General features: G+C 73.4%; 23 protein-coding genes, 3 tRNA genes and 1 pseudogene. 11 read left to right on the top strand and 16 right to left on the bottom strand.

The window, feature by feature from the left end; genetic code table 11:
• Positions 1-8 precede the first annotated feature (8 nt).
• From ABME01_RS01920 to tilS, 3 genes are read right to left on the bottom strand one after another with little or no spacing between them, the layout of a single operon-like run.
• Positions 9-1,697 carry an MFS transporter gene (locus tag ABME01_RS01920; RefSeq protein WP_353826673.1) on the bottom strand — a complete coding sequence of 563 codons (1,689 nt, stop codon included), beginning with the start codon at positions 1,695-1,697 and terminating at the stop codon, positions 9-11.
• A gap of 31 nt (positions 1,698-1,728) precedes the next feature.
• Entirely contained in the window at positions 1,729-2,280 is a 552-nt protein-coding gene (gene hpt, locus ABME01_RS01915) for a hypoxanthine phosphoribosyltransferase (RefSeq protein ID WP_353826672.1), read from the bottom strand.
• A gap of 59 nt (positions 2,281-2,339) precedes the next feature.
• Positions 2,340-3,371, bottom strand: a complete 1,032-nt coding sequence (gene tilS / locus ABME01_RS01910; protein ID WP_353826671.1) for a tRNA lysidine(34) synthetase TilS — start codon at positions 3,369-3,371, stop codon at positions 2,340-2,342.
• 113 nt (positions 3,372-3,484) lie between these two features.
• Here tilS and ppa point away from each other — a divergent pair, with 113 nt between their 5' ends.
• Positions 3,485-3,970 carry an inorganic diphosphatase gene (ppa, locus tag ABME01_RS01905; protein ID WP_353826670.1) on the top strand — a complete coding sequence of 162 codons (486 nt, stop codon included), beginning with the start codon at positions 3,485-3,487 and terminating at the stop codon, positions 3,968-3,970.
• 145 nt (positions 3,971-4,115) lie between these two features.
• Here ppa and ABME01_RS01900 read toward each other — a convergent pair whose 3' ends face one another.
• On the bottom strand, positions 4,116-5,456 hold the full coding sequence (locus tag ABME01_RS01900; protein ID WP_353826669.1) for a peptidoglycan DD-metalloendopeptidase family protein: 1,341 nt from the start codon (positions 5,454-5,456) through the stop codon (positions 4,116-4,118).
• A gap of 267 nt (positions 5,457-5,723) precedes the next feature.
• On the opposite strand from ABME01_RS01900, the gene ABME01_RS01895 reads away from it, so the two are divergent.
• From ABME01_RS01895 to ABME01_RS01875, 5 genes are all read left to right on the top strand, one after another.
• Positions 5,724-5,796 (top strand) — tRNA-Glu (locus tag ABME01_RS01895).
• 38 nt (positions 5,797-5,834) lie between these two features.
• Positions 5,835-5,908 (top strand) — tRNA-Asp (locus ABME01_RS01890).
• Between the two features lie 72 nt (positions 5,909-5,980).
• Positions 5,981-6,053: transfer RNA gene (locus ABME01_RS01885), tRNA-Phe, on the top strand.
• 205 nt (positions 6,054-6,258) lie between these two features.
• A complete protein-coding gene (locus ABME01_RS01880; protein ID WP_353826668.1) occupies positions 6,259-7,167 on the top strand; it encodes a hypothetical protein in 909 nt (302 codons plus the stop codon).
• Between the two features lie 51 nt (positions 7,168-7,218).
• A complete protein-coding gene (locus tag ABME01_RS01875) occupies positions 7,219-8,877 on the top strand; it encodes a DUF389 domain-containing protein (protein ID WP_353826667.1) in 1,659 nt (552 codons plus the stop codon).
• Between the two features lie 34 nt (positions 8,878-8,911).
• Here the strand turns inward: ABME01_RS01875 and ABME01_RS01870 are convergent, their stop codons facing one another.
• On the bottom strand, positions 8,912-9,859 hold the full coding sequence (locus ABME01_RS01870; RefSeq protein ID WP_353826666.1) for a helix-turn-helix transcriptional regulator: 948 nt from the start codon (positions 9,857-9,859) through the stop codon (positions 8,912-8,914).
• A 198-nt stretch (positions 9,860-10,057) separates the two neighbouring features.
• On the opposite strand from ABME01_RS01870, the gene ABME01_RS01865 reads away from it, so the two are divergent.
• Positions 10,058-10,660, top strand: coding sequence for a YggT family protein (locus tag ABME01_RS01865; RefSeq protein WP_353826665.1), 603 nt, complete (start codon positions 10,058-10,060; stop codon positions 10,658-10,660).
• 7 nt (positions 10,661-10,667) lie between these two features.
• On the opposite strand, the gene ABME01_RS01860 is transcribed toward ABME01_RS01865, so the two are convergent.
• The 4 genes and pseudogenes from ABME01_RS01860 to pip all read right to left on the bottom strand — a co-directional run.
• Positions 10,668-11,711 carry a zinc-dependent alcohol dehydrogenase family protein gene (locus tag ABME01_RS01860; RefSeq protein ID WP_353826664.1) on the bottom strand — a complete coding sequence of 348 codons (1,044 nt, stop codon included), beginning with the start codon at positions 11,709-11,711 and terminating at the stop codon, positions 10,668-10,670.
• A gap of 150 nt (positions 11,712-11,861) precedes the next feature.
• Entirely contained in the window at positions 11,862-12,620 is a 759-nt protein-coding gene (locus tag ABME01_RS01855) for an alpha/beta hydrolase (protein ID WP_353826663.1), read from the bottom strand.
• Positions 12,620-13,501 (bottom strand): KPN_02809 family neutral zinc metallopeptidase, encoded by an 882-nt coding sequence (gene ypfJ / locus ABME01_RS01850; protein ID WP_353826662.1) that lies wholly within the window; start codon positions 13,499-13,501, stop codon positions 12,620-12,622. The genes ABME01_RS01855 and ypfJ overlap by 1 nt, the downstream gene beginning before the upstream one ends.
• Before the next feature lie 549 nt (positions 13,502-14,050).
• Positions 14,051-15,001, bottom strand: a pseudogene (pip, locus tag ABME01_RS01845) (prolyl aminopeptidase); the annotation flags it as partial.
• A gap of 119 nt (positions 15,002-15,120) precedes the next feature.
• Here pip and ABME01_RS01840 point away from each other — a divergent pair.
• Genes ABME01_RS01840 through ABME01_RS01830 form a run of 3 tightly spaced genes read left to right on the top strand, consistent with a single transcriptional unit; the run spans position 15,121 to position 16,915 of the window.
• The gene (locus ABME01_RS01840; RefSeq protein ID WP_353826661.1) at positions 15,121-15,615 is read left to right on the top strand and encodes a DUF427 domain-containing protein; all 495 of its coding nucleotides are present in this window, start codon (positions 15,121-15,123) and stop codon (positions 15,613-15,615) included.
• A gap of 45 nt (positions 15,616-15,660) precedes the next feature.
• Complete coding sequence (locus ABME01_RS01835; protein ID WP_353826660.1) at positions 15,661-16,674, top strand: malate dehydrogenase; 1,014 nt, start codon at positions 15,661-15,663, stop codon at positions 16,672-16,674.
• Between the two features lie 37 nt (positions 16,675-16,711).
• Positions 16,712-16,915, top strand: coding sequence for an HPP family protein (locus tag ABME01_RS01830; protein ID WP_353826659.1), 204 nt, complete (start codon positions 16,712-16,714; stop codon positions 16,913-16,915).
• A gap of 64 nt (positions 16,916-16,979) precedes the next feature.
• Here the strand turns inward: ABME01_RS01830 and ABME01_RS01825 are convergent, their stop codons facing one another.
• From ABME01_RS01825 to recQ, 4 genes are all read right to left on the bottom strand, one after another.
• Positions 16,980-19,112, bottom strand: a complete 2,133-nt coding sequence (locus ABME01_RS01825) for an acyl-CoA dehydrogenase family protein (protein ID WP_353826658.1) — start codon at positions 19,110-19,112, stop codon at positions 16,980-16,982.
• A gap of 198 nt (positions 19,113-19,310) precedes the next feature.
• The gene (locus ABME01_RS01820; protein ID WP_353826657.1) at positions 19,311-19,739 is read right to left on the bottom strand and encodes a DUF7144 family membrane protein; all 429 of its coding nucleotides are present in this window, start codon (positions 19,737-19,739) and stop codon (positions 19,311-19,313) included.
• A 39-nt stretch (positions 19,740-19,778) separates the two neighbouring features.
• Complete coding sequence (locus ABME01_RS01815; RefSeq protein WP_353826656.1) at positions 19,779-20,183, bottom strand: DUF7144 family membrane protein; 405 nt, start codon at positions 20,181-20,183, stop codon at positions 19,779-19,781.
• 128 nt (positions 20,184-20,311) lie between these two features.
• On the bottom strand, positions 20,312-22,330 hold the full coding sequence (gene recQ, locus ABME01_RS01810; protein ID WP_353826655.1) for a DNA helicase RecQ: 2,019 nt from the start codon (positions 22,328-22,330) through the stop codon (positions 20,312-20,314).
• 148 nt (positions 22,331-22,478) lie between these two features.
• Here recQ and ABME01_RS01805 point away from each other — a divergent pair, with 148 nt between their 5' ends.
• Positions 22,479-23,180, top strand: a complete 702-nt coding sequence (locus tag ABME01_RS01805; RefSeq protein ID WP_353826654.1) for an SDR family NAD(P)-dependent oxidoreductase — start codon at positions 22,479-22,481, stop codon at positions 23,178-23,180.
• A gap of 60 nt (positions 23,181-23,240) precedes the next feature.
• On the opposite strand, the gene ABME01_RS01800 is transcribed toward ABME01_RS01805, so the two are convergent.
• The 3 genes from ABME01_RS01800 to ABME01_RS01790 form a co-directional block, all read right to left on the bottom strand.
• Positions 23,241-23,966, bottom strand: a complete 726-nt coding sequence (locus ABME01_RS01800) for a copper resistance CopC family protein (protein WP_353826653.1) — start codon at positions 23,964-23,966, stop codon at positions 23,241-23,243.
• Between the two features lie 2 nt (positions 23,967-23,968).
• The gene (locus tag ABME01_RS01795) at positions 23,969-24,718 is read right to left on the bottom strand and encodes a YcnI family copper-binding membrane protein (protein ID WP_353826652.1); all 750 of its coding nucleotides are present in this window, start codon (positions 24,716-24,718) and stop codon (positions 23,969-23,971) included.
• A gap of 95 nt (positions 24,719-24,813) precedes the next feature.
• Positions 24,814-25,428 (bottom strand): hypothetical protein, encoded by a 615-nt coding sequence (locus tag ABME01_RS01790; protein WP_353826651.1) that lies wholly within the window; start codon positions 25,426-25,428, stop codon positions 24,814-24,816.
• Positions 25,429-25,476: the final 48 nt, after the last annotated feature.

Genomic DNA, 25,476 nt, shown 5'->3' with positions numbered 1-25,476 from the left:
AGGCAGGGTCACCGAGCGGGCGGGTCCGCCGCCGGATCGTCCGGTTCGTAGCCGGACATGATGCCGTCGACGGTCGCCTCGGCCTGCTGCGCGCTGGGCGTGTACCCCAGCACCACGCACAGGAACCGGTCCGAGGTGAGCGACCGCAGCGCGAGGTCCCGGGTGGCCACGACGCTCGCCATCCGCCCGGTCATCCGGAGCAGCGCGATCTCGCCGAAGCCGTCGCCGGGTGCCAGGTTCGCGACGACGTGCCCGTCGCGAACGACGTCGGCCGCGCCGGACTCGATCACGTAGTACCGGTCGCCGGACTCGTCCTGCGCGAACACGGTCCCCCCTGCCGGCACGGTCACGGGTTCGAGGGCGCGCGCGAGCTGCTCGACGGACGGCAGCGGGAGCGGACGGAGCATCGGCACCCCTCGGAGCAGCGCGATCTCGCGGTCGAGCGCGGCCACGGACCGGTCCAGCCTGCGCAGCCGCCGCCACGCGACCACCGCGAGCACGGGGCAGAGCATCCCGATCGCGACGAGCGCGGGCTGGATGCCCCACCACCCGACGAACGACGACGCGACGACCGCGCCGATCCCGACGAACACCGCGACCACGCTCTCGACCACCCCGAACACGCGCGCGAGGACCTCGTCGGGCGCGAGTCGTGCGATGAGCGTGAAGCCCGCGAGGTCGATCAGCGCGTTCCCGACCCCGACGAGGGAGAGCAGCACGAGCGCCGGCGCCTCCGCGGGGACGACGGCCACGAGTGCGATCGGCAGTCCCCAGAGCGCGACGCCGACGGCGAACCACGCGCCGAGCCGCCCCGTGCCGACCAGCAGCGACGACCCCAGCGAGCCGAGCACCGCGCCGGCGCCGACCGCGGCCATCAGGGCGCCCGCGCCGGGTTCGCCGGTGCCGAGGAGCTCGATCGCGACCACGACCGAGAACACGGTGAGCGCGCCCCGGGTCAGGGCCTGCGCCGCGGCGAGCCCGAAGATGAGCAGCAGGTCGCGGTCGCGCGCGACCGCCCGGAGCCCCTCGACGGCCTCGCGCACCAGGTTCGGCCGGCGACGAGCCGGCGGTCGCGGCGGCGCGTCGTAGCGCAGGCGCAGCAGCAGGGCGGCCGCCCCGAAGGACGCGGCCGCGGCGACGGCGAACACGACGTCCACCCCGGTGAACTGCAGCAGCACCGCCGCGAGCAGCGGGCCGACGAGCGTGGCCGCGGAGTCGAGCAGCCCGCGGACCATGTTGGCGCTCGCGAGCTCGTGGCCCGTGCTGCACAGCGACGGCAGGAGCGCGGAGTGCGCCGGACGGTAGAGCGTCGCGGCGATCGTCGACAGGACTGCGAGCGCGTAGACCACGACCGGTGGTCCCGCAGTCGCCACGATGACCGCGGCGCCCGCGGTGGCGAGGCCGCGGACGACCGAGACGAGGATGAGCACGCGCTCGCGTCGTCCGCGATCGGCGATCGGCGACAGCAGCGGGGCGAGGAGCGCGGACGGCACCATGCGCAGCAGGCCCACGAGCCCGACCGCCGCGGCCCCGCCGTAGCGGTAGGCGACGATCCCGAGCGCCACGGTGAACGCCCACTCGGCGGTCCACGCGCCGAGGAAGCTCAGCTGCGCCCGGCGGAGGTCGGGATTGCGCCAGTTGCTCGCGAAGGCGGCTCGGGCGCCCCGCCAGGCGGTGCGGCGTTCCCGCTCCCCCATGAGCCGCCTCCCGCCGCCGGCCCGGACCGTCTCAGCTGTAGACGTGCGGCGCGAGGATCGCGACGTCGCGGAGGTTGCGGTAGTTCTCGGCGAAGTCGAGGCCGTAGCCGACGACGAACTGGTTCGGGATGTCGAACCCGAGGTACTTCACGTCGATCTCGACCTTCGCGGCATCCGGCTTGCGCAGGAGGGCGCAGATCTCGATGGAGGCCGCGCCGCGCGAGGCGAGGTTGCCGAGCAGCCAGCTCAGCGTGAGGCCCGAGTCGATGATGTCCTCGACGATCAGCACGTGCCGGCCCGAGAGGTCGGAGTCGAGGTCCTTCAGGATCTTCACGACGCCGGACGACTGGGTGCCCATGCCGTAGGAGGACACGGCCATCCAGTCCATCGTGACGTGCGGCCGCAGCTCGCGCGCCAGGTCGGCCATGACCATGACCGCGCCCTTCAGCACGCCGACGAGCAGCAGGTCACGGCCCTCGTAGTCGACCTCGATGCGACGGGCGAGCTCGGCGAGCTTGTCGCGGATCTGCTGCTCCGTCACGAGCACTTCGGTCAGGTCGCCCTCGATCTCGCGCGAATCCATCCTCGTTCCCTCTCACCAGTTGCGGCCGAACGGATGCCACGAGCCTACGCCGTGCCGACTCAGTGGTCGTGCGGCAGCACGGTGGTCGAGCCCGTGGTCGAGATCACGACGTGGGCGCCGGCCCGCGTCGCACGGATGCCGCGGGGCAGGTCGATCGGGCCCTGGCCATGCCATCCGGTGACGAGGCGGGCGACCTCGAGGGTCTGGACGCGACTGAGCGCGACCCCGAACTCGCTCGCGACGACGTGGCGGATGACGCGCTGCCGGAGGGCCGCCGGGTTCGCGGCGAGCGCCGCCGCCGAGATGGCGATGCCGGCCTCGGCCGGCTCGCAGATCTCCTCGATGAACTCGTCGATCTGCTCGTCGAAGGCCTGCTCGTCCTCGCGGAGCTGCTCGGCCGTCCGGGCGAGGGCCTCGGCGACGCCCGGGCCCAGCTCGGCTTCGAGCACCGGGAGCACGCGCTCCCGCACGCGCACGCGGGCGTACGCGGGGTCGAGGTTGTGCGGGTCGTCCCACGGCGCGAGTCCCGCGTCGAGGCACGCCTGCCGGGTCGCCGACCGTCGGATGCCGAGCAGGGGCCTCGCGTACCGGCCCGATCGCGCCGCCATCCCGCCGAGGCTCCCGGAGCCGGAGCCGCGAGCGAGCCCGAGGAGCACCGTCTCGGCCTGGTCGTCGAGCGTGTGGCCGAGGAGCACGATCTCGGCACCGGTCGCGGCCGCCGCGGCGTCCAGCGCGGCGTATCGGGCCGAGCGCGCGGCCGCCTCCGGTCCGTCGCCGCCCGGAGCCGCGCTCGCGTCGACGCGCTCGACCAGGACCGGGTCGAGGCCGAGTCGCCGTGCCGCGGCGGCCGCGGCCTGCGCCTGCTCGGACGAGTCCGCCTGCAGCCCGTGGTCGACGATGATCGCGCCGGCGCGCCATCCGGCCCGCGACGCCTCGAACGCGGTCGCCGCGGCCAGCGCGAGCGAGTCCGGCCCGCCGGAGAGCGCGACGAGCGCGAGCGGCGCGTCGTCGCGGGCGTCCAGCGCCGACCGGACCGCGCGTCGCACGTCGGCGATCGGCGGCGTCAGGCGGGGACGGCGCTCCGAGGGCATCACGTAACCTTATTCCGTCGTCCGCGGCCCCGATCGGTGCGCCCGCGGCGCCGGGGCCCGTCGCGGCCCCCGAGACCTTCGAGACTCCACCATCCGACACGAGGAGAACCAGCATGGGCGACTACGCCGCCGTCATCGAGATCCCCAAGGGGAGCCGCAACAAGTACGAGGTCGACCACGAGACCGGCCGGGTGTTCCTCGACCGCGTGCTCTACACGAACTTCGTGTACCCGACCGACTACGGGTTCTTCGAGAACACGCTCGGCGACGACGGCGACCCGCTGGACGTGCTCGTGCTCACGCAGTACCCGCTGTTCCCGGGCGTCGGCGTGAAGGTCCGCCCCGTGGGCGTCTTCCACATGACCGACGACGGCGGCGGCGACGCCAAGGTCATCGCGGTGCCCGCCGGCGACCCGCGCTGGAACCACATCCAGGACATCGAGGACGTGCCCGAGTACACCCGCAAGGAGATCGAGCACTTCTTCGAGCACTACAAGGACCTCGAGCCCGGCAAGTGGGTCAAGACCGAGGGCTGGGCGAACGCGGCCGACGCCGAGTCGCTCATCGCCAAGGCGATCGAGGCGTACCCGGGCCACTGAGCCGGGACGGGCCTTCGAGCCCGATGCGGATGCCGCGGCATCCGCCCGCACGTCACGAGGGGGCGAGCCGACCCGGCTCGCCCCCTCGTCGCGTCTCCGGGCCGGGCCGATCCGGCCGGCCTTCCGGCCTTCCGGCCTGCCTGCCTCAGCCGAGGTAGACGCCGCGCGCCGCCAGGAACGGCACCGGGTCGATGCGGCTCCAGCCGCTGTACACCTCGAAGTGCAGGTGGCATCCGGTCGAGGCGCCGGTGGTTCCCGTCGAGCCGATCACCTGCCCGGCGTTGACCCACTGGCCGTAGCCCACGAAGAGCCCGCCGGGCCGGATGTGCGCGTACCCGGTCGAGACGCCGCCGCCGTGGTCGATCTTGATGAAGTTGCCGTAGCTGCCCGACCAGCCGGAGTAGACGACCGTCCCGGAGTGCGCGGCGTAGATGGCCGCCGAGCAGCCGGTGGCGAGGTCGGTGGCGTAGTGGAACGAGTTGGAGCAGTAGCCGCCGCTGCAGATGACCTGGCGGGGACCGTACCCGCCGGAGATCCAGCCGTACGCGGGCTTGGCCCAGCCCGACGAGACGGGCGCGCCGCCTCCGCCTCCGCCGCCGCTGCTGCTGCCGCCGCCTCCGCCGCCGCTGGACGCGGCGGCCGCCGCTGCCGCCGCCGCGGCCGCCGCCGCAGCTGCCGCGGCCGCCTCGCGCTTCCGGCGCTCCTCCTCGGCGCGACGACGGCGCTCCTCCTCCTCCTTGCGCTTGCGCTCGCCCTCCTCGTAGGCCGCCGTCGTCTTCGCCTCCTGGTCCTTCAGGAACTTCAGCTGCTGGTCGAGCTCGATCTTCTTCTCCTCGGACTCGGCCAGCGCCGCCTCGGCCGCCGCCTGCGCCGCCTGCGCCGCGGCGAGGGCCTCCTCGGCCGCGACGCGCAGCTTCTCGCGCTCGACCCGCGCGACCTCGGCCTGGTCGGCGAGCGACTGCGCCGTGTTGCCCTTCTCCTGCGCCTCGCGGTAGATCGCCGCGGTCCGTTCGACGAGCTTCTCCATCGATCCGAGCCGCGAGAGCAGTTCGTCGGTGCGATCCGCGTCACCCGCGTCGAAGAGCAGGTTCACGCTGAGGTCGGAGCCGCCTGTCCGGTAGAGCTGCGCGGCCAGCTGCCCGGCGTTCTGCTCGGCCTCGTCCGCCTCGGCCTGCGCCTGGTCGGCCTGCGCCTGGATCTCGTCGGCGCGACGCACGGCGTCGTCGTACTCCTGCTGGGCGACCAGGAGCTCGTCGGTGCGCCGCTCGGCCTCCGCACGGGCCGCGGCCACGTTCGCCTCGAGGTCGGCGATCAGCCCGATGATCTGCGTCACCGCGTTCGCAGCCGCCTTGGTGTCGGCCTTCGCCGCCTGCACTTCCTCCCACGTCGGGTAGTCGGCCGCCGTCGCGGCCACGGGGTTCGCGACCACGCCGCCCGTCGCGGCGATCACGAGCGCGAGCGCCGCGGCGAGTGCGCGCCCGCGCACGCCCCGCCTCCCCGGCGCTCGTGCTCCTCGATCGCGAGACATGATCCCCCTCTGCGCGGCGATCCGACCGCGCGCTCGTGCGGCCCGCGTGCGGGCATCGGCCCTGTCACCGTACGAGCGGATGCCGCCCCGACCGGGCATTTCCACCGCGCGTGGCGCGACTCCGCGACCTCGTTTTGGAATCTGGCGAAGTCTTGCGTATGCTTCTATCTCGGCGGTCGAGCCCCCCGGGGCGAGACCAAGGTCGGACTTCCGAGTACGACCACCGGCCCCATCGTTTAGCGGCCTAGGACACCGCCCTTTCACGGCGGCAGCACGGGTTCGAATCCCGTTGGGGTCACCCAGCGATGGGTTTACAATTGAACAGCTTCTTTACGAGGCCCTGTGGCGCAGTTGGTTAGCGTGCCGCCCTGTCACGGCGGAGGTCGCGGGTTCAAGTCCCGTCAGGGTCGCTCAGGCGACAAGCCCTTTCCCTTTCGAGAGAAGGGGCTTTCTCCTTATCATCGAGGTGTTGCACACCCCGAGGCTCTGTAGCTCAGTTGGTAGAGCGTTCGACTGAAAATCGAAAGGTCACCGGATCGATGCCGGTCGGAGCCACATCGAGACGAAGGCCCCCGGTTCGCCGGGGGCCTTCGTCGTTCCCGGTCGGCAGCGAGCGGCTCGAGGCGTGGCCATGGCCGAGATGCGCCACCGTGTCCGTCCGCCACGGCCGCCGGAGCGGGGTGAGGGTCGTATCAACCATTCGATTGGAATCGCTCCGCCGATGCACCCGGCGACCCCCGGGCCGCCTACGCTGACAGCCATGGGATCGGGGATCGGGCCGTCTGAGCTGCGGCGATTCGTCGCGCACACCGAGAGCACGATCTCCCCCAGGTCGGTGGCCGCGCTCTACGGGCGCGCCGAGATGCTCGCCCGCATGCCGCAGTCGCTGCAGCGCTGGATCGTCTCGCACGCGCGCGCCGAGGAGTACATGGGCTTCGTCGTCGATCCGTACTGCCTGTTCCTGGCGTACGAGATCCGCGACGAGGCGGCGGCGAGCCGCCTGCTGCCGCCCGGGTACCGCCTCGTGCCGACGGCGATGTTCGCCGACGAGACGCCCAGGCCCTGCGCCATCCTCGGGGCCTTCAACGTGCGCACCTCGGTCTTCTGGGGCGCCCGCCTCGAGCTGTACCTGATCGCCGAGCACGCCGAGACGGGGATGCTCACCTGGGTCATCTGCGATGTCGAGTCGAACACCATCAACTACGACCCGGGCGAGGGCTTCTCGGGCGCTTCGACGAGCCGCGCGATCGTGACCACGACGCACGCGGGCGAGGTCATCGTCGACGTGCGGAGCGCGGAGCGCGCGAACGAGCTGACCGTGACGGCCTCCGTGCCGGCGGGGACATCGCGTCCGCTCGACCAGCGGTTGTGGATCGACGGCAACCTGTCGGTCGACTACGGCGGCCGGCTCATGCACGCGGACTCGGAGCCGTTCGGGCTCGTCTTCGATCCCGGCGAGATGGCGCAGGCGCTGCGGATCCCGCTCGACGCCGTCGAGGTCGAGGCGAACTCGTTCGGCGCGGAGTTCCTCGCCGACCGGCCGTTCGAAGCGGCCTGCTTCCCGTACGCGCAGCACTTCCTCACGACGAGCTACCCGCGGTCGACCCCGATCACCGACCGGCACGCGCTCGAGGACGCCGTGCGCACCCACGCCGCGCAGGTGCGCTGACCGCGCCCGGGCGGCCCTAGGCTGGGCGCACGGGGCGACAGGGGGCGGCGCGTGGAGGTCGACGACAAGGCCGACTGGGTGAATCCGCGGGCGAACGCGCGCCTGCGCGACCAGTTCCGGGCCATGGCCGGCGCGCTGTCGAACGCGGTCGCTTTGCGGGGACTGGCCTGCATGGTCGGCGGGATGGCGGTGCTGCTGCTGCCCGACGTGACGACGACGCTCGTGAGCGGGATCGTCATCGCGCTCTTCGCCGTCGGCGGCATCGCGGACGTGGTCTACGCGGTGGTCGGCGATCGCTGGTTCCACCGGCGCATCAACCGGTGGCTCGCGGCACCGCGGGGCCTCGCCGCCCTGCTCCTGGCCGCCTTCCTCGGCCTGCTCGTGTACGCCGGCGCGGGCGACGTGACCCTCCCGTTCGTCATCGGACTGGTCGGCATCTACCTCATCGTCCGAGGAGTGATCGCCGTGGTCGCGGCCGTGGTGCGCCGTCGCGAGCGCGATCCGCTGCCCGCGCTGGCCGGCGGCGCGATCGCGATCGTCGGCGGCATCCTCGCCTACGAGGTGCCCACGTCGATCGCGACGACCGTGATCGTCACCACGGCCACCGCGTCGCTCGTCGTCGGACTCGTGCTCATCTCGTGGAGCGTGCGCCGGGCCGCACGGCACACCGGCCCGGACCCATCGGACGCCACGGTCGCCGAGGTGCTCTGGGACTGGATCGAGGGCTCGGACATCGGCCGGTCGCTGCGCGCGGAGCAAGCGGCCGGGCTGTACTTCGAGAACCCGCAGCGGCTGACCAAGCTCGGCACCTGGTGGGTCATGCTGGTGCTCTCCGTGGCGATCGCGACGTTCGCGGTGCTGCAGGACTCGACGGCCGTCGTCATCGGCGCCATGCTCGTCGCTCCGCTCATGACCCCGATCCTCGGGCTCGCGGGGGCCCTGGTGAACGGGTGGGGGCGCCGGGCCTTCCAGTCGGCGACCATGGTGGTCTCGGGCGCCGTCGCCTCCATCGTGCTCGCGTACGGCATCACGGCCTGGGCGCCCGTGGCGATCTCCTACGCCGTCAACTCGCAGGTCGTCTCGCGGGTCTCGCCGAACACCGTGGACATGATGATCGCGCTCGCCGCCGGCGCCGCCGGTGCCTTCGCCACCGTCAACGCCCGCGTCGCGAGCGGCATCGCGGGAGTGGCGATCGCCGTCGCCCTCGTTCCCCCGCTCGCGGTGGTGGGTGTCAGCCTCAACGGCGCGCGATACGCGGATGCCGCGGGTGCGGCGCTGCTGTTCCTCACCAACTTCGTGGCGATCGTGCTCGCTGCCGCCGTCGTGTTCGTCCTCACCGGCTTCGCCAGGCCGTTCGCGCTCCGGCATCGGCCGCGGCAGATCCTCCAGACGGTCGCCCCGTTCGTCGTGCTCGCCGGGATCGTGATGCTCCCGCTCATGCTCACCTCCGAGGGCCTGCTGCTGAACCAGACGCGCGAACGCGACGTGCAGGGCGCCGTCGAGGACTGGCTCGGCCCGGACAGCGAGTTCGAGATCACGGATGTCTCGGTCGAGACCGGCACCGTCGGCGTCACCATCACCGGCGACGGCGACGCACCGGAGGCGGCCGACCTGCGCGATGCCCTCCAGGACGGGTTCGAGAACCCGATCGGCCTGGAGCTCACCGTCATCCCGGTCGACGTCACCGTGGTGCCCGCCCCGAACGGCTGACGCCCCGGTCCGGCTGCGGGACCGGGCGCCCGCGTCAGGCGCGCGCGGCGGCCGTCTCCGACGGGAGCCGCCCGTACCGGCCTCGATACGCAGCGGCGAACCGGGAGAGGTGCACGAAGCCCCAGCGCCGCGCGATGGTGCTGACCCCCTCGCCCGGTGCCGCGAAGCTGAGCTCGTCATGCACGCCCTCGAGCCGGATCCCCCGGAGGTGCTCGGACGGCGTGACGCCGAGTTCCGCGCGGAACGCGGCGTGCAGCCCGCGCGCCGAGATGTGCACGGCGTCGGCGACGTGCTGCACGGTGATCGGGTCGGCGGCGTGGGCCTGCATGTACTCGACCGCGGCCCGCACCACGGCCGACCGCGCGCCCACGGCGACCTCGCCGCGCATCGGGTCGAGCCAGACGACCTGGAAGGCGTGCAGGTACGCGACCGCGAGCCGGTGGAAGGCCGCCTGCTCGACGACGGGCTCGTCGAACGCCTCGGGCGACGCCGTCATCGCGGTCCGGACCCGGTGCACCGTCTGCTCCCAGTGGCGACCGAGCGCGGGACTGCGCGGCTCGAGGCCCGAGAACGCCAGCGGGAACCCTGGGTCACCGGAGATCGTCCGGGCGATCGCTTCGACCCCGGGCCGAGCGAGCATGACCGCCCGGGCGGCCACGGCCTGCCAGCGCGCGGCCATCGCATCGGGCGTCTGCAGGTACGGCCTGGAGGTGTCGACGTCGTGTCGTCCGTGGCGGAGTTCGAACCCGCGACCGCGGGCCGAGATCACCACGATGTCGTCGGAGCCGGCGACGGTGGCCGCCGGCGCCGAGAAGGCGTACTCGATCACCGAGAACGACGCGGCGACGTCGAACCGCAGCTGCACGCGAAAGTCGGCGGGGTCGACCCGTCCGAACTCGAGCCGTGGAACCATGGGCTCGAACGCGCGGCGCGCCGCTTCTGGGTCGGTGGTGTGTATCGCGGACCGGGTGAGTCCGACCATGGGGATCCTGACCCCCGGCAGGTGAGTGGGGGGGGTCCCGCCGGGTGCCGCAAGTGTATGCGCCGAAGCAGCGAAGTCGATAGATGGTCGAGATCGAGACCGACCCGCCGCGGGACCCTCGTCCCTTGCGATCACGACGACCGACCCGATTGGCTGAGGAACGCCGTCCCGCATGGGCGCGGGGGAATGGAGGCCGAGATGAGCCGGGCCGAGACCAGCACCGACACCGAATGGAAGCCGCCGTGGTACCTCAGGGTGCTGCAGGTCGGGGTGTGGATCCTCTACATCTGGGTGCTGATCGGGGTGATCGCGCTCCTGCTCCGCGTCTTCCTGCTCCTGTTCGCGGCGAATCCCGACGCCGGCTTCGCCGCATTCGTCTACCGGGTCTCGGACGCGTACCTGCACCCGTTCCGCGACATCTTCCCCACGCGCGACCTGGGCGACGGCGGGTACCTCGACATCTCGGCGATCTTCGCGATCATCGTGTACGCCCTCATCGCGGGCGGCGTCGGGGCCGCGGTCGCCGCGATCGGTCGCCGGATCGAGCGCGCGGAGCGCCGCCACCGGCAGGAGATGGACCGGCTGATGACGGCACGCGCGCAGGGCGTCGGCACGACGCCGTCGTCGGGGGCGCAGGCGATCGTCGGCGGGTACATCCCGGCCCAGCGGGCGCCCGGCTACGTGCCGGCGCAGCCGCCGCCCGGGTACCCGGGCGCTCCGACGAGTTCCCCGCCGGAGCCCGGCGCGGCGCCGGGACAGGGCGGATACCCGCCGCCCGGGGAGCCGACCGCCCCGCGCTGATCGCGGGCTAGAGCTCGACGACCGTCATGCCCGACCCCGCGCCGCCGGCCCGGCTCATCGCGTCGATGGCGTCGGGCACCTCGTCGAGCGCGATCCTCCGCCCCACGAGCTCGATGGGCCGGAACGCCTGCGAGGCGACGGCACCGAGCATGTCGGGGTACTCGTGGGCCGCCATCCCGTGGCTTCCCAGGATCTCGAGCTCGCCGTCGATCACGGCGTCCATCGGCATCGGCGCCGTCGCGCTCTCGGCCACCATGAGGCCGATCTGCACGTGCCGGCCCCGCTTGCGGAGGCTCCGCACGGACGCGAACGAGGTCTCGGGGCTGCCGAACGCGTCGACCGAGAGGTCCACGCCCCCGCCGCTCGCCTCGCGAACCCGGTCGGCCGCGCCCTCGCCACCGCGGATGGGCGTCGCTCCGAGCGAGGCCGCTGCGGCGAGGGCCGCATCCGAGACGTCCACGCCGAAGACGCGCACGCCGGCCGCCACCGCGATCATGATCGCGGAGAGGCCGACCCCGCCGCATCCGTGCACCGCGACCTGCTCGCCCGGGTGCAGCCGGCCGCGGCTGATGATCGCCCGGTAGGCGGTCGCGAAGCGGCATCCGAGCGAGGCCGCCTCGACGAACCCGAGCGAATCCGGCAGGCGGATGAGGTTCAGCTCGGCCTCGTCGACGACGACGTACTCGGCGAACGAGCCCCAGTGGGTGAACCCCGGCTGGCGCTGCGCGTCGCACACCTGCTCGTTGCCCGAGCGGCACTCGTCGCAACGGCCGCAGGCGCAGATGAACGGTGCGGTGACCCGGTCGCCGACCGACCACCCGGCGTCGTCCGCGACCTCGCTGCCGAGCTCGGCGATCTCGCCCGCGAACTCGTGCCCGGGAACGTGGGGCAGCGCCACGCCGTCGTCGTGCCCCATCCACGCGTGCCAGTCGCTCCGGCACAGGCCCGTCGCCCGCACGCGCACGACGGCGCCCCGGGGCGGGCAGTCGGGGCGGTCGACGTCGACGACCTCCGGTCGGTCGCCGAATCCGCGGTACATCACGGCGCGCACGGGTCCTCCTCTGGGTTGGGACGGCCGCAGGCCGGGGACACCGTGCGCCGGGTCGCGCCCCCCTCGGCGATGACGTGAACGGATGCCGCGGCGAAGCGACCCACGGAATCCTATCGGGCGTCGTCCCGCCGGTTGATACGCGAGCCGGCCTCAGCCGGCGAGGCCCGACGTGACGAGGAACTCCTCCACCGCCGCCGCGATGTCGTCGTGGACCGCCTGCCGGTCGACCGTCGCGACGCCGTCGCCCGGCTGCGGGCCGTAGTCGCCGAACGACGCGTGGTTCGCGCCCTCGAGGAGGACGGAGACGGCGTCCGGCGGGAGCAGGTCGTCGGCGGCGGCGACGGTGTCCGGCGTGCTCAGGCCGTCGAACTCGCCGATGAGCGAGAGCACCGCGAGGTCGGTCCCTGAGACGTCGTCGGCGCAGTAGCTGCCGAACATGACCATGCCGACCACCTCGGGGCCGTCCGAGCCGTCCTGCGCCGCGGCGAGCTGGCAGGCCCGCACGCCGCCGAGGGAGTGCCCGCCGACGAGCCATCGGTCCACGTCGGGTGCCGCGTCGGTGAACGCCTCGAGCGGCCGCGTGTCGAAGAAGGCGAGGTTCAGGGTCGGGTGCGTGATGACGACGGTCGTCCCGGTCGCCGCCACGATGCCGCTGAGCTTGTAGAGGTACGCGCTCGGTTCGACCTTCGCGCCGGGGATGAAGACGAGCCCGAGGTCGTTCCCGCTCCCGGTCGGCTCGATGAGGAACCCCTCGTCGGTGCGGGTGATCTCAACGTCGTCGGACCGCCACGCGTCGAGCGAGGCCTCGCGATCGCCGGGGAAGAGGGTGTTCGCCCAGACGAGGAACACGACGACCAGGAGGGCGAGCGCGAGCACCGCGCCCAGCGCGATGCCGCCTGCGCGGCGCATCAGAGGTCGGATCCGGCGACGCCGAAGGTGTCGCAGACGCTCACGCCGGAGTCGTACCCGGCGGCGAACCAGCGCTGGCGCTGCTCGCTCGTGCCGTGCGAGAACGTGTGCGGCGTGACCTGGCCCTGGGTCGCCTCCTGGATGCGGTCGTCGCCGACGGCGGCGGCCGCGTCGATGGCCTGCCGGTACTCGTCCGGCGTGATCGGCTGGAGGAACGGGTCCCCGTCGGGGTCCTCGGTGGACGAGGCGGCGCCGGCCCAGGCGCCCGCGAAGCAGTCGGCCTGCAGTTCGACGCGGACCGCGTTCGAATCCGGCCCGGTCTCGCCGTCGCGCGTGGCGTCGAGCACGCCGCCGATGTTCTGGATGTGGTGGCCCCACTCATGCGCCACGACGTACATCTCGGCGAGCGGCCCGCCCTGCGCGCCGAACCGCTGCTCGAGCTGGTCGTAGAACGCCGTGTCGATGTAGATGGTCTGGTCGGGCGGGCAGTAGAAGGGCCCGGTGGCCGAGGAGGCGTTGCCGCACCCGGTCGCGACGGCCTGGTCGAAGAGCACGAACCCCTGCGGCCCCACGTAGTCCAGCCCGATCGTCGGAGCCGCCTCGGTCCAGTACGCCTCGAGCGACGCCGACGCGCCCTTCATGCGGCAGTCGATCCGCTCGTTCGCGTCCTGGCCGGTCTGGCACTGCTCGAGGGAGGAGTCCTCCGCCAGGGGCTGCCCGCCACCGCCGAGCATGCCCCCGAGGTCGACCCCGAGGAACTGCCCGATCAGGACGATCGCGAGCACCGCCAGCCCGCCGCCGCCGCCGATCGCGATTCCGGCGGTGCGGCCGCGCCGCGAGGTCTTGCCGCCGCTGATGTCGGCGTCGCGATTGAACGTCATGGGATGACGTTATCGGGCGTCGCCGCCCTGGGCATCCGCCTTCCGTTCGGTCTCCTCGGCCAGTACGCTCATCGGTTCGGACCCGTCGGCGTCCGGCTCGTCGGTCTCGTCGGGTTCGGCGTCGGGATCCGATCCGGTGTCGGGGTCGGCGTCGAACTCGCCCTCGGCCTCCGGCTCGGGGTCAGGTTCGGCCTCGGTGTCCGGCTCGACATCGGGGTCGGTGTCCGGTGCGGCATCCGCGTCGTCCCCGGCCCGGCCGCCGTCAGGGTCATCGCCGTCGTGGTCGCCGTCGCCGGCGTCGTCCCGGTCGGCCGGCTCCTCGCCGTCGTCGCCGCCCACATCGTCGCTCGCGTCGCCCGCGACGCCCGCCTCGGCGGTCTCGTCCGCGTCCTCGGCCCCGTCCAGCCCGTCGTCCGCGTCGTCGTCGTCCTCCTCGAGCTCATCGGCGAGGTCGTCCTCGTCCTGCGCGGCGTCGTCGAGTTCGTCGTCCTCGTCCTCCTCGAGCTCGTCGTCGGAGCGGGCGGCCGTCGCAGCGACCCCGTCGACGCGGGCGAACCGGTCGGTCGCGCCGATGAGCGCGTCGAGGATCCCCGGCTCGTCGAACGCGTGCCCAGCGTCGTCGATGATCCGCAGCTCGGCCTCCGGCCAGGCGCGGTGCAGGTCCCATGCCGTCATCGTCGGCGTGCAGACGTCGTAGCGGCCCTGCACGATCACGGCCGGGATGTGCCGGAGGCGGTGCGCATCGCGGATGAGCTGACCCTCCTCCCACCATCCGCCGTGCCGGAAGTAGTGGTTCTCGATCCGCGCGAAGGCCGTCGCGTACTCCGGCGAGGTGAAGCGGGCGATCGTCTCGGCCTGCGGCAGCAGCGTGATCGTCGAGGACTCCCAACGCGACCAGGCGATCGCCGCCGGCTGGTGCACGGCCGGGTCCGGATCGGAGAGCAGGCGGTGGTACGCCTCGATCAGGTGCACCCGGTCGCCGATGGGCACGGGCGCCAGGAAGTCCTCCCAGAGGTCGGGGAAGATCGCCGATGCGCCGCCCTCGTAGAACCAGTCGAGCTCCTGCCGCCGGAGCGTGAAGATGCCGCGGAGCACGATCTCGGTGACCCGCTCCGGATGGGTCTGCGCGTACGCGAGCGCGAGGGCGCTCCCCCACGACCCGCCGAACACCTGCCAGCGTTCGATGCCGAGGTGGGCGCGCAGTCGCTCGATGTCGGCGACGAGGTGCCAGGTCGTGTTCGCGGCGAGGTCCGCCGCCGGTTCGGACGCGTGCGGGATGGAGAGGCCGCAGCCGCGCTGGTCGAACAGCACGATGCGGTACCTCGACGGGTCGAACAGCCGCCGGTGCGCCGGACTGGTCGCACCACCGGGCCCGCCGTGCAGGAACACCACGGGCTTGCCGTCGCGCGCGCCGGACACCTCCCAGTAGATGTGCTGGCCGTCCCCCACGTCGAGCATCCCCGTCTCGAGCGGTTCGATCTCCGGATACAGTTCCCGCATCGGATCCCCCTTGTCCGGAAACGCTAGCCGACGAGCGGATGCCGCGCTCGCGGCACGCCGCCCCCGACACCCCGTCCGGCGCGCGGCGCCCTCCCAGCCGGGCATCGTAGCGTGCGCATATGCGACCCGAGCGAGCCGCCGTCCGTCCCGGCCAGGAATCGGTCTGGGACTACCCGCGCCCGCCGGCCATCGAGGCCGTCGACGCCCCCGTCTCGATCGCGTTCGGCGGGGTCCGGATCGTCGACACCCGCGACGTCGTCCGGGTGCTCGAGACGAGCCATCCGCCGGTCTACTACCTGCCCGTGGACGCGTTCGCCCCGGGCTCGCTCGTCCCGGCCTCCGGAGCGTCGTTCTGCGAGTACAAGGGCGCCGCGCGCTACTTCGACGTGGTCGGGGGCGGGCGCACCGCGCCGCGCGCGGCGTGGAACTACCCGAACCCGTCCCCGGGCTACGAGGCGCTGCGCGATCGCGTCGCCGTGTACGCCGGGCCGATGGACGCGTGCACGTTCGACGGCGAGGCCGTCGTGCCGCAGCCCGGCGGCTTCTACGGCGGCTGGATCACCTCGGGCGTCGCCGGCCCGTTCAAGGGCGGGCCGGGCAGCATGGGCTGGTGAGCCCGACCGTGCCGCGTGATGCGACCGCGGCGTAGGCTCGGCGTCATGAGCCGCAGTCCGGTCACCGTCACGATCACCGGCGCCGGGGGGCAGATCGGCTACGCGCTGCTGTTCCGCATCGCCTCCGGGGCCATGCTCGGTCCCGACACCCACGTGCGCCTGAACCTGCTCGAGATCCCGCAGGGGCTCGGCGCCGCGGAGGGCGCCGCGCTGGAGCTGATGGACTCCGCCTTCCCGCTGCTGACGCACGTCGAGGTCACCTCCGACCCGGCCGTGGCCTTCGACGGGGCGAACCTGGCGCTCCTCGTCGGCGCCCGTCCCCGCACGGCGGGCATGGAACGCGGCGACCTCCTCGAGGCGAACGGCGGGATCTTCGGCCCGCAGGGGCGTGCGATCAACGACCATGCCGACGACGACGTGCGCGTCGTGGTCGTGGGCAACCCCGCGAACACGAATGCGCTGATCGCCGCGTCGAACGCGCCCGACGTGCCGAAGGAGCGCTTCACCGCCCTCACCCGGCTCGACCACAACCGGGCGCTCGGCCAGCTCGCCGAAGCGGTCGCCACGCCGGTGGGCCGCATCCGCGGCGTCACCATCTGGGGCAACCACTCCGCCACGCAGTTCCCCGACGTCGCGCATGCGACCGCCGACGGCGATCCCGTCCCGGCCCTGCTCGCAGCGCGGCTCGGCGGGGCCGACGCGGCGCAGGAGTGGATCGCGGAGCAGTTCATCCCGCGCGTCGCCAAGCGCGGTGCGGAGATCATCGAGGTGCGCGGGTCCTCGTCCGTGGCCTCGGCGGCGTCCGCGACCATCGACCACGTGCACGACTGGGTGCTCGGCACCGGCGATCGCGGTCGGACGAGCGCGGCGCTGTGGTCGACCGGCGAGTACGGGGTGGCCGAGGGCGTGATCTCGTCGTTCCCCGTCGTCGCCGAGGGCGGCGCGTGGCGCGTGGTCGACGGCCTCGACCTCGACGGGTTCGCCCGCGCGCGCATCGACCGGTCGGTCGCGGAACTCGTCGACGAACGCGAGGCGGTGCGCAGCCTCGGGCTGATCTGACCGGCGGATGCCACGCGCCCGCCCCTACGCTGGGGGCATGGCCGCACGCGAACCGCTCCCGCCCGCCCGTCGTCGACAGATCGTCGCCGGTCTCGTCGTGGGGCTGCTCGTCGGGGTCGTGGTGAGCCTCTGGACCGGATTCTGGCTGTGGCTCGCCGCGGGGCTCGCCGTCGGGCTCGCGGCCGGCGCGCTGATGAAGCCGCCGGGCGACGACCAGGGGCGCGGGCCCGCGCGCCGCTGACCGCCGGCCGAACGGACCACGACGGGCCGGGCGCTGCGCGCCCGGCCCGTCCCATGCCGTCCGGCTACCGCTTGGACTTCTTCTCGGTCGACTTCTCGGGGACCGGCAGCGTGCCCGCCTCGCGCTGCGCGGCGTAGTAGGCGCGCGCCTCGTCCTGGCGGGCCTGCTCGGCACCCGAGGCGATCGAGGCGCGCAGGTGCTCCGGCGCGAAGCCGAACGCGTCGACGAGGTCGAGAGCGTAGGGGCGCAGCCGCTCGACGAGCCGGTCGATGTAGGCGCCCACGGCCTGCGCGCGCTGCGGCGAGAGACGGCCCTGGATGAGGTACCACTCGAGGTGCTTCTCGACGAGCCCGAGCCCGAACAGGTCGCGCACCCAGGTGAGCACCTGCTTCGTGCCCGGGTCGGTCGTCTGCGCGAGCCCGCGGGTGAACGCCTCCCACTGGAGCAGCTCGGCGTGGGCGCGTGCGGCCTCGATGAGCTCGTTCTGGTTGCGGTTGAACAGCGCTGCGGCGTCGGCCTTCGAGAGCTTGCGCATGTCGCGCAGGCGGCCCGCGATCTCGGCGATCATGACCTCGACGCGGTCGGTGAGCAGCTCGCGCTGCGACTCCTCGTCGCGCAGCTCGTGCACCGAGCGCGCCGTCGAGCCGAAGTCGGCGACCGTCTGCGCGAGCCGGCGGAGGCCGAACCCGTGGTAGGCGCGATCCGCCGCCTGGGCGACGACGTAGCGGGCCATCGCGCCGGCGTCGGCCTTGGCGAACTGCTTGGAGTAGTCGGTCAGCAGGCGCTTGGCGACCAGCTGGAGGAGGACGTTGTTGTCGCCCTCGAAGGTCGCGTAGATGTCGAGGTCCTGCCGGAGCCCGACGATCCGGTTCTCCGCCAGGAAGCCCGCGCCGCCGCAGGCCTCACGGGCCTCCTGCAGGGTCTCGAGCGCGTGCCAGGTCGACAGGGGCTTCAGGGCCGCGGCGATCGTCTCGAGGTCCTGCCGGTCGTCGTCCGTGTCGGCCGCACCGGAGAACACCGCGTCGAACTTCACGAGGAACTCGTCGTGCGCGAAGACCTGGGCGTAGGTCGTCGCGAGCTTCGGGAGGAGGCGGCGCTGGTGGCGCTGGTAGTCGAGCAGCACCTGCTCCTCGGTATCGCTGCCCGCGTTGAACTGGCGGCGCTGCGTGCCGTAGGTGATGGCGATCGCGAGCCCCATCGCGCTGGCGGTGGTCGCCGCACCGTCGAGCGAGACGCGGCCCTGCACGAGCGTGCCGAGCATCGTGAAGAAGCGGCGGCCGGGGCTCGCGATGGGGCTCGTGTACGTGCCGGCGGCGTCGACGTCGCCGTAGCGGTTCAGCAGGTTCTCGCGCGGGACGCGAACCTCGGTGAAGTGCAGGCGGCCGTTGTCGATGCCGTTGAGGCCGCCCTTGAGGCCGTCGTCCTCGCCGCCGATGCCCGGGAGGAACTCGCCGTGCTCGTCGCGGATGGGCACGTAGAACGCGTGCACGCCGTGGTTGACGCCCTTGGTGATGAGCTGGGCGAAGACGACCGCGGCGATGCCGTGCAGTGCGGCGTTGCCGAGGTAGTCCTTCCACGCGCCGCGGAACGGCGTGTGGAGCACGAACTCCTCGGTCTCCGGGTCGTACGTGGCGGTGGTCCCGATCGCGGCGACGTCCGAGCCGTGGCCGGTCTCGGTCATCGCGAACGCGCCGGGCACCTCGAGGTTCATGATGCCGGGGAGGTACTTCTCGTGGTGCGTCTTCGTGCCCAGGTGCAGGACGGCCGCGCCGAAGAGGCCCCACTGCACGCCCGACTTGATCTGCAGGCTGGGGTCGGCGAGCACGAGCTCCTCGAATGCGGCGATGTTGCCGCCGTGGTCCTCCTCGCCGCCGAGCTCCTTCGGGAACGCCTTGTGCACGGCGCCCGACTCGACGAGCAGCTTGAGCTGGCCGAGGACGCGCTCGCGGTGCTCGGCCATGCCCTGCCCGTCGATGCGCTGGAATTCGGGCCGCGCGGCGCGCTCGCGCGCCGCCAGACGGGTGTCGGCCCAGGTGCCGAGCAACTGCCGCCCGAGGGCGGCGACGTCCACCACGGGGGCGGCGTTCGCGTCGATCGGGGTGTTCGCCGGAGTCGCTGCGGCCGCGCCGTCGCGGGTGCGGGGGCGCTCGGCGTCGGGCGCAGGAGTGGCGTCGGTTCGTGATGCCGTGTCGACCATCGTCGGTTCGTCCTTCGTACGCGGATCAGGGCTGCTGCCACGGTACGACCGGCTCCGGCACGGCCGAAGAAGTGCGTCAGCGGCCTACAAACCGCGCTCCGACCCATCCGACGGCGACTGTGGAAGCCTACAAATGCGTTGGGCCGAGACCTTGGATGATCGACAAGCGGGAGGGCGCGGCCGGTGCCGCCACGAGCCTCAGCTGACGTCGGGCTGGCCGGGAGCGAGTCCCCGGAAGTACCGCGTCGACTCCTTGGACCACAGGATCATCAGGATCGCGAGGGCGATCAGCGCGCTCACGATCTCGTTCGGCACGGTGTCGGGGTTCGCGACCGCTGCGGCCGCCGACGCGACGATCGAGACGGCCTCGATCACGGTGACCGCGATACGGGCGACGGCGTTGCCGCGCATGAGCCCGATGGCCACCACGGCCGCGATCACGCCGAGCACGAGCGAGACCGATCCCATGATGGTCCACGTGCCACGGTCACCCGATTCGGCGCCGGCCGCCGCGAGCAGCAGCACGACCCCGGCCACGAGGTCGAGCGCGGCGTTCACCCACACGAGCGCGGCCACCACCGTGACCGCCGCAGGGCGACGTGCGCGCCCGATCCGTTCCTCCGACATGCGTCGCCCCTTTCGATCCGTTCAGGCCCGGGTCGGCCCTCAGCGCGTGAAGAACGCGCTCGACTTCGGCGTCCAGAGCAGGATCAGCACCACGACCGAGACGGCGACGCCGATCCACTCGCCCACCGGGAAACCGAGGTAGGCGACCGCGAGGAACAACGACCCGATCAGCGAGAGCACCTGCAGGACGGTGACGACCAGTCGCGCCACCTGGCTGCCGCGGAGCAGTCCTCCCGCGAGGACCGCGGTGATCAGGCCGACCACGATCGAGCCGATCGCCGCGGCGATGAGCTGGCCCGTTCCGCCGAACCCGTCGACGACGTCCTGCACGGGCAGCAGGAACAGGAGGATGATGCCGGAGACCATGTCGAGCGCTCCGGCGATGAACGCCAGGACGGCGATGATCGTGACGGTGACCGGCCTGCTTCCCTGGACATCGGACATCTGCGCCTCCGGATCCCGGCCGCGCCGTCGGCGGCCTCAGCGCCGATGCTAGCGATCCGGCCGTGCGGCGCTCGGGGACATTCGGCCCGTGTCGCGATCCCGTCGGCCCCGGACCGCCTCGGCGCGCGTCAGGCCGCGTGCTCCGCGACCACCCGCACCAGCGCCTCGCCGTACGCGTCGAGCTTCTTCGCGCCGATCCCCGAGATGCCGTCGAGCTCGCCCACGGTGGCCGGCCGTCGCACCGCCACGGCACGGAGGGTCGCATCGCCGAAGACGATGTACGCCGGCACGCCCTGCTCGCGCGCCTCGCCCGCTCGCCAGGCGCGCAGCGCCTCGAAGAGCTCGGCGTCGCGAGGCTCGAGGTCGGCGGCCGCCGGCGCGGCCGCCCGAGCGGACCGCGCCCGGACCGGGCGCTCCGGCTCGGTGCGGAAGGCGACGGTGCGGTCCCCGCCGAGGACGGCGGACGACGCGTCGGTCAGCGCGAGCACGCCGTACTCGCCGACGGACTGCAGCAGGCCCTGCGCGAGCAGCTGCCGCACCGCCCCTCGCCACTGCGCCTCCGAGAGGTCGTCGCCGATCCCCCATGTCGCGAGCGCGTCGTGGCCGTACTGCTCGACGCGCGCCGTCCGCTTGCCCCGGAGGATGTCGACGAGGTGCCCGGCGCCGAAGCGCTGCCCGCGCTCGCGCTGCAGGCGGACGATCGTCGACATGAGCTTCTGCGCGGCGACCGTGCCGTCCCACGACGCGGGCGGCTCGAGGCACGTGTCGCAGTTGCCGCACGGCGCGCTCGGCTCGCCGAAGTACGCGAGCAGGTTCTGGCGGCGGCAGGAGACCGTCTCGCACAGCGCGAGCATCGCCTCGAGGTGCGCCGCGAGCCGTCGACGATGCGCGAGGTCGCCGGGGCTCTGGTCGATCATGCGGCGCTGCTGCACGACGTCCTGCAGGCCGTAGGCGAGCCACGCGGTCGAGGGCAGCCCGTCGCGGCCGGCGCGGCCCGTCTCCTGGTAGTAGCCCTCGACCGACTTCGGCAGGTCGACGTGCGCGACGAACCGCACGTCGGGCTTGTCGATGCCCATGCCGAACGCGATGGTGGCCACCACCACGACGCCCTCCTCACGGAGGAAGCGCTCCTGCGTGCGGCGGCGGGTCTCGGCGTCGAGTCCCGCGTGATACGGCATCGCGTCGACGCCGTTCGCCGCGAGGAAGCCGGCCAGCTTCTCGGTGCTCGCGCGGGACAGCGCGTACACGATGCCCGCGACCGGGTCGCCGTTCGCGTCGCGCCCCTCGGTCCGGACGAAGTCGAGCAGCTGACGGCGCACGTCGAGCTTCGGCGCGATGCGGTACTGGATGTTCGGCCGGTCGAAGCTCGAGACGAAGTGCCGCGCGTCGCCGAGCGAGAGCCGATCGGTGATCTCGCGATGCGTGGCCTCGGTCGCGGTCGCCGTGAGCGCGATGCGCGGCACGTCGGGCCAGCGCTCGGCGAGCTCGGCGAGCGCGAGGTAGTCGGGCCGGAAGTCGTGGCCCCACTGGGCCACGCAGTGCGCCTCGTCGATCGCGAACAGCGCGATCGTGCCGCGCTCGAGGAACCGCTTGGTCTGCTCGGAGCCGAGCCGCTCCGGAGCGACGTACAGCAGGTCGAGCTCGCCCGCGAGGTACGCCCGCTCGACCGCGGCCCGCTCGGCGGCGGTCTGCGAGGAGTTCAGGTACCCCGCGCGCACGCCGTTCCGCACGAGCGCGTCGACCTGGTCGTGCATCAGGGCGATGAGCGGCGAGACGACGACACCCGTGCCCTCGCGCAGGAGCGCGGGGATCTGGTAGCAGAGGCTCTTGCCGCCACCGGTGGGCATGAGCACGACGGCATCGCCACCGTGCGCCACGTGGTCGATGACCTCGCCCTGCTCGCCGCGGAACGCGTCGTACCCGTAGACCTCGCGCAGCGCCTCCGCGGCGGTGCGGAAGCTCGGCCGGGCCGCGGCAGGCGCGGGGGCCGCGGATCCGCGCGATGCGGCGGGGCCGGTGACCGCGGGGTCATCCGGCGCGGGGGGCGCCCAGTCGTCCTCCGGCGGCTCCAGCTGCTCGGGATCCCACGGCACGTCCTCCTCCCAGGGGGGAAGGACGCCGGGCTCCGCGTCATCGCTCCAGGTCACCCGACGACCCTACCCGCGCGCAGGGACACGGGTGCCCGTGCCGGCGTGCGAACGGCGCCCTCCGAGCTGTGGAGGACGGCCGGGACGGCGGTGCGAGTGTCCTGTGAACCCGCGGCCCGCGGCATCCGCCCGGTCTAGTCTCGCGGGCATGACCCAGATCGACGGCACCCGCGCCCTCGTGGTCGGCGCCACCGGGGCGCTCGGCACGCTCATCGCCGAGCGGCTCGCGGAGCGCGGCGCCCGGCTCGCGCTGCAGGGGCGGGACGCGTCCCGCCTGGCGGAGTCGCCGGGGGCCGTCGAGACGATCGCGATCGACCTCACCGACGAGACGGCACCCGAGGAGATCGTCGAGCGGGCGCGCGAGGCGCTCGGCGGACTCGACCTGATCGTGCTCGCCGCGGGCGTCGTCGGCTTCGACACCGCCGAGGAGACCGGGCCGCAGGATCTCGAGACGTTGTTCACCGTGAACGCCCTCGCGCCGATGCGCATCATCTCGGCGAGCGTGCCGGCGCTGCGCGGCTCGGCCGCCGACGGCCGCGGGCCGGTGGTGCTCGCCCTCACGGGCATCGTCGCCGAGCTTCCGACCGCGGGCCTGGCGAGCTACTCGGCCTCGAAGGCCGCCCTGGCCGCGTACCTCACCGCCGCCGGGCGCGAGCTGCGTCGCACCGGCATCCGACTGCTCGACGCGCATCCCGGGCACATCGAGACCGGACTCGCCGACCGGCCGCTCTTCGGCGTCGCCCCCCGGTTCCCGCAGGGTCACGACCCCGCCGCGGTCGCCGACCGCCTGGTCCGCGCGATCGAGGACGACGAGACGTCGCTGCCTCCTGCCGCGTTCAGCGGCACCTGAACCACGATTGCGGGCACGGGCGCCGCTGCGCCCGCGCCCGCCGTCGGATCCGCGCGCCCGTCAGGCCCGGTCGGCGCCGTCCGTCCCGTTCGGGTCGGCTGCGGGCCCGTCCGGGTCGGACGGCCGGCCGGCGGCCGGTGCTCCGCCGTCGGGCGACGCGCCCGTGGGCGGCACCTCCCCGGCGTCCGGGGTCGGCGCCGGGCGCCGGACCAGCAGGAACGCGACGGCGGCCACCGCGAGGACGACGACGAGTCCGCCCCCGATCCACAGGAGGTCTCCCGCCAGGGCGGTCGACCCGCCGTCGGCGGACGCCGCGGCATCCGAGTCGTCCGACGCCTCGCCGGACCCCGTCGTGGCGCAGGCCGGCTCGTCGGTGCCCTCGGCGGTCGGCTGGCCGTCGGCCGGCTCCCAGTCGAAGGCGAAGTCGCCCGAGATCGGGTGGCCGTCGGCGGAGACGACCCGCCACACCACGGTGTACTCCCCGGCCGGGCCGAGCTGGGCCGGGACGCTCGCGACGGCGCCCGAGATGCTCGCGCAGTCGGTCGCGTAGTGACGCCCGTCGGGCCCGACGACGTCTATCGCGCCGGCGCCCTCGGCGACCAGGAGCGCGTCGTTCGTCTCGAGCCACACCGTGCCGGGCTGCTCCGTGACGGCCTCCTCGCCGTCGGGCGACACCGCGACGACGGTGTTGTGGGCGAACGCGGGCAGCGCCGGGCCCGCCACCGCGGCCGCGACGGCGAGCGCCGCCCCGGCCGCGGCGAGCGGCAGCCTCCGTGCGGTGGCCATCGCTAGGCCTTCGTCCCGCGACGTGCGGCGACGGCGACCACGAGGCCCGCCGCGCCGACCGCGATGCCGGTGATCCCGAGCACTCGGCCGAGCACGTCGACCGATCCCTGCGTGGACGCGGTGGCCTCCGCCGCCTCGGCGTGCTCGTCGGCGTGCTCGTCGCCGTGCTCGTCGGACTCCTCGGCGGCGCCGTGACCGTGGCCGTCGCCAGTCGACTCCGTCACCTCGATGGCGGGCGCGGGGTGCTCCGGCTCGACGCCGTCGGCGCCGGCCGACTCGTTCCAGTTCGTCGAGCCCTCCTCGCAGGTCTGCAGCACGGGGAACTCGAGGCGCTCGCCCGCGGCGTCCTCGGGCAGGAGCACCTGGACCGAGAACGTCTCGCGGAAGCCGTCGGGCTGGGGCGTGTCGGCCGTGTACACGACCTGGCCGACACGCTCGGCGACGACGTCGCCGTGTGCACCCTCGACGGGCTCGTCGAGGTCGACCATGACCTTCTCGACCTCCCACCCGGTCTTGAGGGTGGGCGTCACCGACAGGATCGACTCGGGGATGTCGATGGTGTACGACGTGGTCGACGAGCCGTCGCAGCCGTGGCCCGAGGCGAACTCGAGCACGGCGTACGAGCCTGCCGCGGTGGCGCTCGGGTTGACGACGACGTGGGCCTGGGCCGCGACGGGCGCGGCGAGGGCGAGCAGGGTGCCGGCGCCGAGGGCGGTCGCGGCGGCGGCAGTGGTACGGGTGAGGGATCGCATCAGGTCTCTTCTTCTCGATGGTGCGCGGACGCGCTGCCGGTTCGTCACGGCAGTGGTTCGGCGCCTCGGCGCGAATGGTTCGGGATCGTGACCGCTCAGGCGGCCGCGAGCCCGACCGGCGGCCCGCGATGCCGCAACGTGGAGAGGAAGACGAGCGAGAGGTCGGGCGGCCCGGTGCGACGGACGGCCGGCAGGCGACGGGTCGCGCGATACGGGACCGGGACGCCGGCGAGCACGGCGACGAGCAGGCGGATGCCGCGGGCGAACGCGTCGCCGAGCGTGGCGAGCGAGTCGAGCGAGCGAGCGAGCACGGCGAGGAACACGACGGTCAGGAGCGCGGCGGCCACGTGCGCCACGGGCATGCCGGCATGGCCGTGGTCGACCGCGACGAACGCGCCGATCGGGATGGTGCCGCCCGCGTGCAGGGCGTGCGGGTCGACGGAGGGCGCGGTCGCACCGAGCGGGGAGCCGACGGCGTACAGCAGGTGCAGGGCGGCCTGCGCGACGAGGGCCGCGGCGGTCGCGCGGCGCGGCGTGGTGCGTCGGCCGACCAGGAGCATGGTGACCGGCGTCGCGAAGGCGAGGGCCAGCACGATCGCGAGCACCCCGGGCGGGCTCCCACCGCCGACCGTGTGGGCGAGGGATGCCGCGAGCACGGCGAACGCGGCGATCGCCGCGCCGCGCATCGCGCGGGCACCCCGGGAAGTCACCCCACCAGCGTACCCGCGCGGTGAGACGGGGAACGGCCCCGGGCGGAG

The organism is Agromyces litoreus (genome assembly GCF_040496015.1).
In the GTDB taxonomy this organism is placed as follows: Bacteria; Actinomycetota; Actinomycetes; order Actinomycetales; family Microbacteriaceae; genus Agromyces; species Agromyces litoreus.
The sequence above is the reverse complement of the archived record's forward strand: the minus strand, read 5'-3'. Positions and strand labels throughout refer to the sequence as shown.

What these genes read in the sequence shown, in the direction of transcription:
- ABME01_RS01920 (WP_353826673.1), bottom strand. Translation starts at nt 1,697, where the DNA reads ATGGGGGAGCGGGAACGCCGCACCGCCTGGCGGGGCGCCCGAGCCGCC.
- hpt (WP_353826672.1), bottom strand. Translation starts at nt 2,280, where the DNA reads ATGGATTCGCGCGAGATCGAGGGCGACCTGACCGAAGTGCTCGTGACG.
- tilS (WP_353826671.1), bottom strand. Translation starts at nt 3,371, where the DNA reads ATGCCCTCGGAGCGCCGTCCCCGCCTGACGCCGCCGATCGCCGACGTG.
- ppa (WP_353826670.1), top strand. Translation starts at nt 3,485, where the DNA reads ATGGGCGACTACGCCGCCGTCATCGAGATCCCCAAGGGGAGCCGCAAC.
- ABME01_RS01880 (WP_353826668.1), top strand. Translation starts at nt 6,259, where the DNA reads ATGGGATCGGGGATCGGGCCGTCTGAGCTGCGGCGATTCGTCGCGCAC.
- ABME01_RS01870 (WP_353826666.1), bottom strand. Translation starts at nt 9,859, where the DNA reads ATGGTCGGACTCACCCGGTCCGCGATACACACCACCGACCCAGAAGCG.
- ABME01_RS01865 (WP_353826665.1), top strand. Translation starts at nt 10,058, where the DNA reads ATGAGCCGGGCCGAGACCAGCACCGACACCGAATGGAAGCCGCCGTGG.
- ABME01_RS01855 (WP_353826663.1), bottom strand. Translation starts at nt 12,620, where the DNA reads ATGCGCCGCGCAGGCGGCATCGCGCTGGGCGCGGTGCTCGCGCTCGCC.
- ypfJ (WP_353826662.1), bottom strand. Translation starts at nt 13,501, where the DNA reads ATGACGTTCAATCGCGACGCCGACATCAGCGGCGGCAAGACCTCGCGG.
- ABME01_RS01840 (WP_353826661.1), top strand. Translation starts at nt 15,121, where the DNA reads ATGCGACCCGAGCGAGCCGCCGTCCGTCCCGGCCAGGAATCGGTCTGG.
- ABME01_RS01835 (WP_353826660.1), top strand. Translation starts at nt 15,661, where the DNA reads ATGAGCCGCAGTCCGGTCACCGTCACGATCACCGGCGCCGGGGGGCAG.
- ABME01_RS01830 (WP_353826659.1), top strand. Translation starts at nt 16,712, where the DNA reads ATGGCCGCACGCGAACCGCTCCCGCCCGCCCGTCGTCGACAGATCGTC.
- ABME01_RS01825 (WP_353826658.1), bottom strand. Translation starts at nt 19,112, where the DNA reads ATGGTCGACACGGCATCACGAACCGACGCCACTCCTGCGCCCGACGCC.
- ABME01_RS01820 (WP_353826657.1), bottom strand. Translation starts at nt 19,739, where the DNA reads ATGTCGGAGGAACGGATCGGGCGCGCACGTCGCCCTGCGGCGGTCACG.
- ABME01_RS01815 (WP_353826656.1), bottom strand. Translation starts at nt 20,183, where the DNA reads ATGTCCGATGTCCAGGGAAGCAGGCCGGTCACCGTCACGATCATCGCC.
- ABME01_RS01805 (WP_353826654.1), top strand. Translation starts at nt 22,479, where the DNA reads ATGACCCAGATCGACGGCACCCGCGCCCTCGTGGTCGGCGCCACCGGG.
- ABME01_RS01800 (WP_353826653.1), bottom strand. Translation starts at nt 23,966, where the DNA reads ATGGCCACCGCACGGAGGCTGCCGCTCGCCGCGGCCGGGGCGGCGCTC.
- ABME01_RS01795 (WP_353826652.1), bottom strand. Translation starts at nt 24,718, where the DNA reads ATGCGATCCCTCACCCGTACCACTGCCGCCGCCGCGACCGCCCTCGGC.